Below are 13062 nucleotides of genomic sequence, written 5' to 3'. Positions count from 1 at the left end.
TTGATGATTCACCCAAACAAAGCCCCGAACCCGGTAAGGATTCGAGGCTTGGAACATGATTCATGAGCAATCACACCCGCAACGACTAAGCGCATCGCGTCCGACCACGTTGTGGCGTTCAAAAGGTCTCTTTAATTTAGGCTTTTAAAGGACATTCTCTTAGCTTCATCAAAATTTGTTTTCTGGCACTATCTATAAATTTACGACTAATTGGTATTTCAACAGTTTGCTTATCATTTAAATTGGAGACAACACAATTATTTCTAATTTGTTTTACATATCTAACATTAACAATAAACGAGGTGTGGACTTGCACAAAATTATGATTAACTTTGGATAAAAGGGCTCTTGTTTGAAGAAGCGTTTCATATGTATCAGAGGGAGTGTGAATAAGTACGCTCCTTTTATTTTTTTCAAAGTAAATAATTTCACTAAAAGAAAGACTGTAAAAAACTTTATTAAATGTAAACATAAATTTTGAATCATCTAAATCTAAATATTTTATAGCGCGATTCAAGGCAGGATATAGTTTGTCTTTCGTTGCTGGTTTTAAAATGTAATCAAAAGTGTTAACCTTAAAAGCCTTTTCCATATATTCTTTGAAACGTGTAATAAAGATAATTGGACAAGTATAATTATTCTTTCTAATGATCTCGGCAATCTCTATTCCTGATACATTAGGAAACTCAATATCTAAAATAAACAAATCATATCTATTTCTTTTAAGTAATTCAATTAAACGAAACGGATTATAAAATATATCAATTTCAAATAAAGAGGAGTCATATTCTAACATTAAATCTTCGATATTTTTTGCAAAAACAGGGACATCATCGCAAATAGCAACTTTTATTGCCATCGTTTCACTCCTTTGATAATGGTAAGTGTAGCTTTGATGCACCATCATGTCATAAACAACAATCAAATTAAACACATTGATATTGCTAAGGAGCTTAACATTCCTATTGGCTTTTTAAAAATGGTAGGGCAATGCCGGCAATTTAAAGATGAGGCTTTTGTTGGTAGCGGTAACTTACGACCTCAGAATCAAGTACAAAAGGAATTGAAAAAAGGATAAAAGATCCTTTTCTCTATAACCAATTATTATACTAGAATTGAAATGATGTCAATTATTACATTTAACTTGCAGTTTATTACACAAAAGAAAAATTGAGTTGAAAATAGATTACTATCTAAAACAAATAGGATATTAATTTCTATTTGGAATGTAATGTGGGTGATGTGAGCATATAGGTAAAGGGGGTGGAATTCAATGACAAACGTTGTTTACTCTAAACCAACAATTGAGAAAATTGCTAGTTTTAAAGAGTCTACTAAAGGGATTTGGTTTGGTAGATACAGAGATGTTCTTGGTGGTCGTGCTTTAACTAGAATATAATCGACAATTAATTAAGAGAGAAAAGTGGTCATTGGACAATTTTGAGATGTCCAGTGGCCACTTTTTGTGAAAAATTGATTGTTTTAGAGGCTCGTATGATAAATTTTGTTCAAAATATTAGGGATTGCGAGAGGGGAGACTGTTATTAGCATTCAGTTAAAAGAAAAGTTAACAAAATTAAGTTCTGATAAAGTACCATTCCAAGTACATATAAAAACAGCTTCGGCAAGCATTTTGCTTATTTCTCAACATAAGTATGTTAAGCATTCTATAGGCGACCTAGAGATATATTGTATACCATGTGAATATCCAAAAGTTTCAGACCAGATACAGGGAACTATGAATTTTGAGATTACAAAATTAGCGGGAACTTTTCAAAAGATTGTTTCTAAAGGGATCTTTGTTCTAGTTGATAATCACGAAGTTATTGTAGGAGGAGCATTATTTGATGTTTCTCTATCATGGAAAATGTTAAATGATATTTTAATTATTAGTGATTCGGCTAGTGATATTGCGCGATATTGTGATTTACATATATCCAAATCAGCAGTTGCATTGAACTTAATAAGTAGTCTACCCTATTACCCTTTTCAAAATATGCCTTTATGGGAAGGCGTGAATAAAATCCACCCATTTTGCGTTTTGAGATATGGGAAAAAGAAACAGTTTGAAGAATTCAAAGTTTGGATGCCGCCAGAACTAAGTAATGATGTAGAATTGACGCTGCAAAATATAAGAGAGCGGTTTTTTGAATTACTAAGGAATCATACTAGCAGCTATGCTAATATATCTGCTGACCTCTCTGGAGGTGTTGATTCAGCCGCAATTGCATATACTTTAAAAGCTCAAAGTGCAGACATTAAGCTATATCATGCAAAAACAGATAGTAAATGGAATAGTGATTCTAAGTACGCCGCTATGTTTGCAAATGATATGAATGAACCGCTACATTCATTGCCATCAATCGGTGTGTCTGGTCGGAGATATGAAACAGACATGCCATACTCAGGATTAACTCTTCCGGATTCCCCAGTATTTTGGGCAGATACAGAGGGCTATGTTGAAAAAATAGTTAATTTAAATGAGAACTATGGAGATTCAGTTCATTTCATAGGTGTGGGTGGTGATGAATTGTTTACACCTATGCCAGCATATGCGTGGTCCATTGTAAGGCAGAACAGAATGCGTGGTTTATCGTTTGGCTTCCAATATTGTTTACTTACGAGAACATCATTCCTAAAAAATGTATCCAATCTTATGAACAATACATCATTTAAAGAAGCACTGAAAACGGAAATAGATATTGGATTTGGCTACGCTAAATCCCGAAGGAAAGAGTCTGATGTGGATTGGTCTGGGAAAATTGCGATTCCTGCATGGCTTGCAAAAGAATATCATGCTCCGTGTTATCAGATTGCTATGAAAACTGTAAATGAAATTTCTGGAGGTCTTGATTCTGACCGTTCTAAACATCAAGCACTAGAGTCATTGCTGTTTCAAAGGCGGGTACTAAGCCAACTTAATGCTATTTATGGAAATAGATTCACTTGGCTAGCTCCGTTTTTAGATCCAAAAATTATTGAGTCTGCATTATCTATACCAATGCGGTATCACATAAAATCTGGGATGACTAAACCCATGCTATATCAAGCTACAAAAGGAATTGTTCCCCGTGAAGTATTTACCCGAGGCTTTAAAGGAGATTATTCAACATTTTTATACCAAGGATATAAGGAATCTGTAAAAAAAAATATTCATGCAGTTAGAGATTTCAAAGTTGTTGAGCTAGGAATTGTTGACCCTGACATACTAGTCTCTGAATTATCTATGCCAACTGCTTTACACAATCGAATAGAAGCCTTTGAAAGACTATCTGCTGTTGAGCGATGGCTTCATAATGCAATGAGTTATCCGTCATAATGTGGAAATATTATTTCAGAAAGGGGAAATTTTATGAAAAAGATAAAAAGAGAACTTAAAATAATTGAACAAGATACTGGGGCAATGATTTTTGACAAAAGTAGAGGAATTTATTTTCAAGTAAATCAAGTTGGAAAACTTTTAATTCAAGGATTAGATGAAGGAAAAACTAGGAATGAATTAGTGGCTGAATTAGAAAAGACTTTTGGTTTAGAGAGTGCTATTGCAGAAAATGATGTTAATGAATTTCTTTCAATGCTTAGAGAGGTGGGACTAGCATAATGGATATACCGCTTTTTCCAGAACAGCCAGGACAAGTATCAAATGGGGCAAGATGGCATGCTAGGCTAGCTATACTTCTATCAGCACCTCTGAATTGGCTCCCTCCAAGTATGATAGAAAAGATATTTTCTCGTCTAACGAGAAGTTATCCATCGGCTTCTAAGGAACAAGTTCAGGTTATTCGTGATGCAGTATGTACCGTAAGTAAGAGATGTCGAAGTCAAGAGGGTTGTCTGAGACGTTCACTTGCGGTTGTAGTAGCAACGTGGTTAAAACGAAGATCTGTTAGTTGGTGTACCGGATACGCCCTAGAGCCATTTAGGGCACATGCATGGGTTGAATTAAACGGTATTCCAGTTGGAGAGCCGGATGAAATAAGTTTATATTCCAAAGTTATAAGTGTACCTAATTTTGGTGAGGAAATTGCAGAAAAATATGGAGAATAATAATCCCAAACCTAAAGAACTTGAACAAGATGAGCGATATGAACCGATTCCAAGAGCTAGTTTACGACAATTGTTTGCTTTAACTACAGGACATAAATTAGAATTCTTCTTGGTATTAATGCTTGGTATTTCAAGTGCAATTTTAACACTTATTCAACCAAACTTAGTGGCAGATTTAGTAAAGCAATCAAGCTCAGGATTTACAGTCAATAGTACTTTAATACTTCTTATTTTGGTTTTATCCGTTTCTATGATTTTAACTACTATACAATATTATTTGTTACAGAAAATAGGCGAAGGTGTTGTTTTTGAAGCACGAAGCAATCTGATTAGCCATTTGTTAAGACTCCCAATTTATGAGTATGACAAAAGAAGTGTAGGGGATTTGCTTAGTAGAGTGAGCGGTGATTCTTCGAGACTAAGAATGGCTCTTATTCAAGGGACAGTTGCATTAACTAGTGGATCTTTTATTGTAGTTGGTGCAGCAATAGGTCTAGCTTTAAAAGATATCCTTTTATTCTTAACAGCTTTAGTAACCGTATGTCTGGCATTTATCGGAATCGTTTTTATGAGTAATATTATACAAAAGGCAAGTTTTCGTGTTCAACAAGAACTCGGAAAACTTAGTGGACTTGTTGAACGTGATTTACATGCGATTAGAACCATTCGTTCTACAAATTCTACTTCAATAGAGGAAGATAAAGCTAAGCTACAGGCAGAGCATTTACGAAAGTTAGGAATACGTTTAGCAAAAATACAGTCATTTATGATGCCAATTTCAAATATGAGTTTACAAGTATGTGGTCTGATTGTCCTTGGTTTTGGCGGGTATCGTGTTTCTATGGGATATATGACGATTGCAGATTTAATTGCTTTTGCTTTACTACTATTTATTATGATTGGACCAGTGGGGCAAATTTTTGGTGCTTTTTCTGGAATAGGAGAATCACTTGGAGCTTTTGCAAGAATTAAAGAATTATTAGATCTTGCTTTAGAAACTGATAATGATACAAATCCTGCAATAACATTTTCACTCAATTCTTCTGCACAAAAAGGGATGGTACTTTTTGAAAAAGTTAGTTTTGGATATAACAAATTAGAGTTTAGAGCAGATATTGCTCAAAAAGAAGAGGAAATGATACTTAAAGAAGTTACTTTACGTGCAGAATATGGGAAGCGCACAGCTATTGTCGGGCCTTCTGGTGCAGGGAAAAGTACTATTTTACAATTAATAGAAAGATTTTATGATCCTATCAGCGGGCATATTTATGTAGACGGAAAGGATTATCGAAGCTATTCTCGTGAAGAGCTTCGGAAACGTATCACTTATGTTGAACAAAATGCACCTGTTGTAGCCGGGACTTTACGAGATAATCTACTTTTAGGAAATTCTAATGTATCTGATCAAGAATGTTACGATGTTTTAAAAGAGGTAAACCTTAGCTATTTGATAGAACGTTCTTCTGAAAAACTAGACATGAAAATTGGAGAATCTGGTACTACTTTATCTGGTGGAGAACGCCAGCGGTTAGCTATGGCTCGCTCTCTTTTATCAAAAGCAAAGATTGTTCTTCTTGATGAATTGACATCCAATTTAGATAGTTTAAATGAAATTGGGTTGAAAAAAGCTATTGACAAGATGAGAGAGTCTAAAACGGTCATTGTTGTAGCACATCGTCTCTCGACAATAGTTGATTCAGATATAATCTATGTTCTTGAACATGGAAGAATTGTTGGTTCCGGTAATCATAACGAGTTACTGGATAAAGTACCGTTATATAGAGAATTAGCTAAAGAACAATTTCTTGACAAGGCCATTTAAATAAATATGGTAAACCGGAGAGTTTTAATTCATGAAAGCATTGAAGCCGCTCACATGAACAACGCATAGGGCAAAGCTGCTTATCACATAATACTACTTGAGGAGACAGTGGTTTTCTCAAAACGTTCAGATAATTGCCGATTCTCACGACATGAGGAGGTGTAATGTGATGAACAAGAAGAATAATGCGAAGCATAGCTCCAAGCAAGTAAAAAAGAAATTAGGTGTTCCAAATCTTGATGCGGAATTTGGGGCAGAAACAGGCGCTGGTGCAGCTTCTAAAGGAGCGTCCCAAAAGGCGAAGCAATAGACTGTTGAAACTATGCTTGCCTTGATGCAACGAGATTTCGGAACCGCCTGTCCGGACTGGTGAGAATCCGGAAGGATCTTCGGAGTACGAGCTGCGACTTATCAAGGAGCTGCCGTGTCCGTGGAACCGCCCGTCCGGACTGGTGAATATTTGGAAAGACCTCCGAAATACGCTTTAGTTAGAACCAGGTGAGGCAGCGGCTACCGAACTGAAGGACAATCTATTAGATGCTTCAGACAATAATGAGTCTTTGTGGTATCCGAATGATATACTTGAAATAAGTGATAATAGTCTCTCCAATGCATGGCCGTTCCCGTGGAATCATCATCAACGTCGATTCATAACTAGGGTAGATTATGAAAAAAGATCGAATTTCCGATTTACGAGCTGACAGCGTCCTTGCGTTCATAATGAATGCAAGGGCGCTGTTTTTTTTGTGAAGAAAGGATTTGTTGAAAAAGGTTCATTAAAAGTAAGGAGAACTAACCGTTTTATGGTATACTATGGAACAAATGTTCTATAGCGAAAGTCAGCGGGTGAAGCGATGAAGGATCAAGTGAAAATTGCGGTGAGGCCTTTGGTTGAGTACGTGTACCGCAGCGGGGATTTGGATAGCGGTTTCAGAGCGGGAACGGCCCTGACGGAGGGAACTAAAGCGCATCAGCAGGTGCAGCGAACTTACGGTGAGGCGGATCAGAAAGAAGTATATTTATCGGCAGAGATTCCTTGCGGAGATCTGCTGTTTGTCATAGACGGGCGCTGCGATGGGTTGTTGGTAGAAGAAGACGGATCCGTCGTCATCGATGAGATTAAGTCGACATCTGGCGAGATCCCACAGACACTGGAGGATACCTATCCGGTTCATTGGGCTCAAGCTAAATGCTATGCCTATATGTACGCCAGAGAGCATGAACCTGCTCGAATGAAAATCCAATTGACCTACGTACAAGTCGCAACGGGCGAACAAAGACGGTTTCAGCAGGAGGCAATTTTTGCGGAATTGGAGTTATTTGTACGGGATGTGGTGGAGAATTACGCTCCTTATGCACGGATGCTTCGCGATCACCGGATTACACGGGACAGAAGCATCAGCGGGCTGGATTTCCCTTTCGCTTCTTATCGGGCCGGACAGCGTAAATTGGCAGGTGCGGTCTATAAAGTGATCGATGAGGGAGTAAAATTATTTGCCAAAGCTCCCACAGGGATCGGAAAGACGATTTCAACAACGTTTCCCGCAGTAAAGGCAATGGGGACGGGACAGCTTGAGCAGTTTTTCTATTTGACTGCCAAGACGACTACCCGTACTGCAGCGGAGGAGACGTTCGCCCTGATGCAGTCGCGAGGATTGCAGATGCATACTGTAACTATTACGGCCAAGGAGAAAATTTGTTTTCAGGATCAGGTGAGCTGCCGCAAGGAAGATTGTCCATTCGCGGATGGTTACTATGATCGGATTAATGAGGCTGTACTTGATATATTGACTAATGAGTTGCTTATTACCCGGCAAATCATTGAGCAATATGCACGCAAGCACCGAGTTTGTCCATTTGAATTTTCGCTTGATCTCGCTTATGCGGCGGATGCGGTGATCTGCGACTATAATTATATTTTCGACCCTAGAATTTCGTTGAAAAGAATGTTCGCCGAGCGGAAGAGCCGGACGGCGATTCTGATTGACGAGGCGCATAATCTGGTCGATCGGGCACGAGAGATGTATTCAGCCACATTGAATAAAGGGGATTTTCTCAGCTTGCAGCGGGAATATAAAGAGCTTAACGCTGAGGTGTACAAGGCGGCCAAGGCAGTGAACGCCTTCTTTATACAACTGCGCAAAGAATCGGACGCAAACGCACAAATTACGCAGGAAGTTCCTGTACAACTGGTTGAGCGGACCGCGGCATTTATCCTTGCAGCAGAAGAGGAGCTTGGCTCCCGTCAGGATACTGAGCAGTCGCAATCGTTGCTGCAGGTTTATTTTGCGACGCAGAATTTTGTGAGGATCAGCAAGCTGTACGACGAAAGATATGTAACCTATGCCGAGATTTCTTCGAGAGAAGTATCCATGAAGCTGTTCTGTCTCGATCCTTCTCATCTGCTGCGGGAAATGGGCAAGGGTTTCCGCTCGCATATTTTCTTCTCGGCTACCCTTACGCCAATGTCCTATTTTCGGGACATGTTGGGGGCAAGTCCAGAGGAGGATTATACATTATCTTTACCGTCTCCATTCTTCCGCGAGCAGCTCGCGGTTCAGATCGAGCCGTTGTCGACGCGTTATCACGATCGCGAGGGAACCAAGCTTGGGCTGGTGAGACGGTTGGGGCAGATGATTACCGATCGTCCCGGAAACTATTTATTCTTTTTTCCTTCCTATGCTTATATGAATCTCGTCTATGAAGCTTTTGCTGCTGCTCATGCCGAAGATGCAAACTTGCGGCTGTTGCTGCAGCGGGGGGATATGGCGGAGGAGGAGCGGGACAGTTTCCTGTCAGCCTTCGATGCTGGAAATGAAGGGGTATTGATCGGTTTTGCGGTAATGGGCGGTGTTTTCTCCGAGGGGATCGATCTAGTGGGAGATCGCTTGACCGGTGTTGCCATCGTTGGTGTAGGACTGCCGCAGATCGGCCTGGAGCATGATATCATCCGCGACTACTTCAACTCGCAGGGCAAGAACGGTTTTGACTATGCCTACGTATTTCCGGGTATGAACAAGGTACTGCAGGCCGGAGGACGGCTGATCCGTACAGAGACGGATCAGGGGGAATTACTGCTGATTGATGACCGTTATCTGCACCCGCATTATGCGGCATTGATGCCGGATGAGTGGAAGTGAGCCGTAACGGGGGAACTTTCACATAAATATGGATTTGACCAAAAAGGCTTTTGCCCGCAAGTGTGGTCATGAAAAAAGCGCCCCTTCCGTGATGGAAAGAACGCTTTAGGAACTTTGTAATGTTCATAAATAATAGTTGGTCATCGCCTGATCGCTGGCCAGAACGGCCTCACTGTCAAGCTTCTTCTTCAGGTAAGCCTTGTCCGATGAAATGAAGATGCTCATGATCAAATCGACGACGAACAGGAACGTGATGTGGTTGGACATGAGAGCGCTGTTATTGACCGATATCTTATCCGGCACGATGATGTTCAAGTCCGCATTCTCCGTAATGGGTGACGAATCGTAACAGGTGATCGCAACCGTCTTGACCTGGTGAACTTGTGCGATCGCAACCGTCTCCACGATTTCCTTCGTCGAGCCGGAGCGGGAGAATGCCACAACAGCGTCTTCTTTGCTGCATTGTGCGGCGGCGATTTTCATGGCGCGGCTGTCATTGATCGCTTCGGCCATGATGCCGATGATGGACAAGCGATTCTTCAAGGCGATAGCGGCCAGATAAGAATCGAACATGCCGATAATATAGATGCGCCGTGCTCCCTTCAGAATGTCTACCACTTGGCGGAGCTGTTCCTCGGTGACAAGCGCTGATGTATTGACAATCAGTTCATTATAATCGAGTGCAAGCGCATCGATCGGATTGATTTCTCGTCTCTCTTTTTTCTTAGCCTGCATATCTCGATAGAAGGCGTCTTGGGCGAAGGCGATTTTGAAATCGTTGAAGCCCTTGAATCCGACTTTTTTACAGAAGCGGTTGATACTAGTCTCCGATACGCCGATTTCATTGGCAATGGCCGTAATCGTGTTGCGCGTAATAAAATCCGGATTGTGTATGACGAAATTGGCGATCTGATTCTCACCATATGTTAATTTTTGCGATTGGGATACGATTTTGGCGATGACGGCCGGAACCTGTGAAGACATGATACCTCCTCCTGATCTAACGCTGGAAATGACTACTCCGGTGCGTGTCTGGCAATAGCTTTTCCCATTATATCATACTGAGTGAGGTATTGAGAGTTCGCCTTATCCATAATTTGCAAGTTTCGATCTGTTCCATAAAATCTCCCTTCGCAAGCTGTTGCTCCCCGATTAAATAGGCATAGTCCAGCAAATTGGGGAGGAAGGGAAGTCCCAGCAGTTCTTTGCAGAAGGCATGCGCAGCAATCTCACAGCACTGCACTACGCTTGATTTCCTCGTATATGGCCCTAACTTAAAAACCTCGATCCGCTCAAGCTTTTCATTCGTGAAAATCTTCTCCCGATACTCCAGCCAGTGATAGAACTCATGAGCCAGATGAATATCGACTAGAAGGTCGAGATCCGCTGCGCTGCCACTGGATCTTTCGCCTAGGATCTCTTGGCATACCGTCCGCATTCCTTTGAGCGAGGAGGCGTACAGAATAATTTCCGGTGTAGTCTTGGAAAAATCAATCTGTGCGCGGAAGGAGATGTTATGAAATGTGCCAGAAGTCTCCGTGATCTCATAACGAAGTCCTGCGTCCCTGTACATGTCGCGAATGCCGAAGCCTTTGTATGTCTCAGCCGCCAAGCGTCCGGCCTGAAGCGACTCATGAACGTAATATGGAATTTTATCTGACGGTATTTTATAAAACAATGGATCTTGACGCAGCTCCATACAGCCTAAAACTTCATCGGACAGACCGGACAGCGAGTACGGCGATAGGGTTTGAACTGGCATTCGAACGCCTCCTAGCTAGCAGTAGGTATCTCCTTATAGAGCAATAGGAGTGACTGCAAGCCTGTTTTTATCCTAAATAACGCTCTGCAGTTTCACTAGAAATACAAGGCGGTTTCCTGTTACTGATAAGCCACAAGCAGCATTTCATCCTCTGCTGCGAGCATCTCGGCTTCAATTTCAAGGATGGACAGCAGCTGCTCTTTGGTCTGCATGCCGGTTAAGTCCAGCATCTTCTCCTTATAAAAGACGAATACCTTCGGAATCGTGGCATTGGCATCGGAATAAATGGTGTTATCGTCCAGGAATGAGCTTAGCGCTTCCGGCGCGGATTTGCTCAGCTTCGTATAGTGCACATTGCTCTTCTTGAAGCGGACGACGCCTTCGCGGTCGAGTACGCTGACAGAGTTGGATTTCTTTTTGAACAAGCCAAAAAAAGATTTCTTCACATTCTCGCTGACGAACAGGCTCCAGCGTCCGGTCTGAGCGGCGAGTGTTGTCGATTCTAGCGGCTGGTCGATGGAGCTGGCAGCAACGGCCCTCATATCTTCCACCGACATTGCTTCCTGTGTCAGATCCTTGGAGCGCAGCTCGGTTGAGCCAGTCGCCATAGCGCGGAGAATATTCTTCTGGCTGTCGATCTCGATGCTGACTTCGACCGTCTCCTCGGAAGCGCCAGACTGTACGATACGCTCGATGATGTCGGCGCGGATGCGCTTGATATCCTCTTCGGTCGGATTGACGACCGTCCGCTCTAGCTGTTCTTTGACCATGGCCAGTGCTACGCCGATCGTGGAGACATAAGGTGCATTGTTGGCAATTTGCGATTTGAATCCTTTGCGCTCCGCCATTGCTGGGATGAGTACCGCACCGCTGCCACCGCCGCCAACCAGTGTGACAAAGCTGCGGTCAAGCTCATAGTCCTCAATCATCTCGTTGACAGTTTTCATCGTCTTATCGATGGCGATATTCATAACCTGTCTAGCGGCTTCCTCTACGCTTAGTCCAACATGATCGGCTAGCGCCTTCCAGGATTTCAGCGCCGCCTCCTTGTTTCCTCTAGCATAATCGCCCTCGGGAATATAATTCAGTATGTTGGCCGCTCCGGCTAGTGTATACGAGAATTCTTTGCCCCCGGCACATTCGCAGATGACGTATTCGGCAGGGTCGCCCTCGCGGGGGCTGATGAATTTCACCTTCGGATCGACGATGTTCTCTGTTGGGGTGAAGGCTTCGTACTCTTTACCGGCGATATGCGCACTGCGCGGCCCGACATCGGTAATTTTTCCACCTGCCACCTTGATCATGCTGCCGCCGGCGATGCCAAGTGTTCGCACATCCAAGGATTGCAGGTAGGTGCGGTGGCCGCCGACCTCAGCATTTTTGATCATTACCTTGCCGTTCTTAATCACGGAGATGTCGACACTGGTTCCGCCGACCTCGAAGAAGATACCGTCGGAAATCTTCTCGTACATCAACGCCCCGGCAACGCCTGCGGCAAGACCGGATAGCATCGTCAAAATCGGGCGCTTGCGTACCTCGTCAATGCTCATGACACCGCCATCGCAGCGCATAATCATGAGCTGGGATTGGATGTTGGCATCTTTGACGGACTTCTCGGTCATATTGGCGGTCTCCATCATTTTCGGAATGAGGGAGGCGTTAATGACGGCTGTTCTTGTCCGTGTCTTCAGACCGTAGAGCTGGCTGATCTCATGTCCGCCCGTGGCATAAAGACCCTTGCGGTTAGCAAGCTCCACAACGCGTAGCTCATTGGTTGGGTCATCCACGCTGTACGCCTCGGAGGCAACGATCACCTCGGCGCCCTGGGCCGCCAACTCGTCGATGGCATTGTTAATCTGCTCATCCGTCATGTTCTTGGAATCTAGATATGTATGAAACGTGTGCAGGAATTTACCCGGAGCCAGCTCGATATCGCCCGGATTGGATTCGGAGCGGGCGCTGAGTCCGTCGATGCCGGAGCCCATACCGATGATGCCGATACGCGCCACGTCTCCTTCGAGCAGGGCGTTGGTAGCCTGCGTTGTTCCGTGGGCGATGAAGGTAACGTCTTCAGGCTGGATCCCTTTGCTGTCCAGAATTCGCTTTAGTATTTGTACAATCCCTTTGGCCACGCCATCCGGGTCATGGTGGGTGGTTGGGATTTTCATTTTCTCAATGACTTCGAATGTTTCATTGTCAATCAGTGCCGCATCGGTAAACGTACCGCCGACGTCAATGCCGACCCTTACTTTCGTTCTCCCCATCATGTTCTCCTCCAGTTGGCGGGTCAA

The 13062-nt window shown here is 42.9% G+C and carries 12 protein-coding genes; 8 read left to right on the top strand and 4 right to left on the bottom strand.

Annotation, left to right across the window (positions count from 1 at the left end):
• Positions 1-136: 136 nt before the first annotated feature.
• On the bottom strand, positions 137-859 hold the full coding sequence (locus tag RQP50_RS09495) for a LytR/AlgR family response regulator transcription factor (protein ID WP_315745067.1): 723 nt from the start codon (positions 857-859) through the stop codon (positions 137-139).
• A gap of 36 nt (positions 860-895) precedes the next feature.
• Here RQP50_RS09495 and RQP50_RS09490 point away from each other — a divergent pair, with 36 nt between their 5' ends.
• The 8 genes from RQP50_RS09490 (at position 896) to RQP50_RS09455 (ending at position 9009) form a co-directional block, all read left to right on the top strand.
• Positions 896-1078, top strand: coding sequence for a hypothetical protein (locus RQP50_RS09490; RefSeq protein ID WP_315745065.1), 183 nt, complete (start codon positions 896-898; stop codon positions 1076-1078).
• A gap of 195 nt (positions 1079-1273) precedes the next feature.
• Positions 1274-1399 (top strand): lasso RiPP family leader peptide-containing protein, encoded by a 126-nt coding sequence (locus RQP50_RS09485; RefSeq protein ID WP_174809185.1) that lies wholly within the window; start codon positions 1274-1276, stop codon positions 1397-1399.
• Between the two features lie 105 nt (positions 1400-1504).
• On the top strand, positions 1505-3319 hold the full coding sequence (locus RQP50_RS09480; RefSeq protein WP_315745062.1) for an asparagine synthase-related protein: 1815 nt from the start codon (positions 1505-1507) through the stop codon (positions 3317-3319).
• Between the two features lie 33 nt (positions 3320-3352).
• Positions 3353-3601 carry a PqqD family protein gene (locus RQP50_RS09475; protein ID WP_315745060.1) on the top strand — a complete coding sequence of 83 codons (249 nt, stop codon included), beginning with the start codon at positions 3353-3355 and terminating at the stop codon, positions 3599-3601.
• The gene (locus RQP50_RS09470) at positions 3601-4047 is read left to right on the top strand and encodes a lasso peptide biosynthesis B2 protein (protein ID WP_315745058.1); all 447 of its coding nucleotides are present in this window, start codon (positions 3601-3603) and stop codon (positions 4045-4047) included. Before RQP50_RS09475 ends, RQP50_RS09470 begins: the two co-directional genes overlap by 1 nt.
• Positions 4025-5869: an ABC transporter ATP-binding protein gene (locus RQP50_RS09465; RefSeq protein WP_394358379.1), complete on the top strand. Its 1845-nt coding sequence runs from the start codon at positions 4025-4027 to the stop codon at positions 5867-5869. The genes RQP50_RS09470 and RQP50_RS09465 overlap by 23 nt, the downstream gene beginning before the upstream one ends.
• 169 nt (positions 5870-6038) lie before the next feature.
• Entirely contained in the window at positions 6039-6179 is a 141-nt protein-coding gene (locus RQP50_RS09460; RefSeq protein WP_315745056.1) for a hypothetical protein, read from the top strand.
• Positions 6180-6723: 544 nt separating this feature from the next.
• Positions 6724-9009 (top strand): ATP-dependent DNA helicase, encoded by a 2286-nt coding sequence (locus tag RQP50_RS09455; protein ID WP_315745054.1) that lies wholly within the window; start codon positions 6724-6726, stop codon positions 9007-9009.
• A 123-nt stretch (positions 9010-9132) separates the two neighbouring features.
• Here RQP50_RS09455 and RQP50_RS09450 read toward each other — a convergent pair whose 3' ends face one another.
• The 3 genes from RQP50_RS09450 to RQP50_RS09440 form a co-directional block, all read right to left on the bottom strand.
• Complete coding sequence (locus tag RQP50_RS09450; protein ID WP_065294031.1) at positions 9133-9993, bottom strand: MurR/RpiR family transcriptional regulator; 861 nt, start codon at positions 9991-9993, stop codon at positions 9133-9135.
• Between the two features lie 67 nt (positions 9994-10060).
• Positions 10061-10771, bottom strand: a complete 711-nt coding sequence (locus tag RQP50_RS09445; protein WP_315745052.1) for a hypothetical protein — start codon at positions 10769-10771, stop codon at positions 10061-10063.
• 119 nt (positions 10772-10890) lie between these two features.
• Positions 10891-13038 (bottom strand): hydantoinase/oxoprolinase family protein, encoded by a 2148-nt coding sequence (locus tag RQP50_RS09440; RefSeq protein WP_315745050.1) that lies wholly within the window; start codon positions 13036-13038, stop codon positions 10891-10893.
• Positions 13039-13062 lie beyond the last annotated feature (24 nt).

It is taken from the genome of Paenibacillus suaedae (genome assembly GCF_032337355.1).
Lineage (GTDB): Bacteria > Bacillota > Bacilli > Paenibacillales > Paenibacillaceae > Paenibacillus_B > Paenibacillus_B suaedae.
Note: the sequence above shows the minus strand (reverse complement) of the source record. Positions and strands in the feature narration are given on the sequence as shown.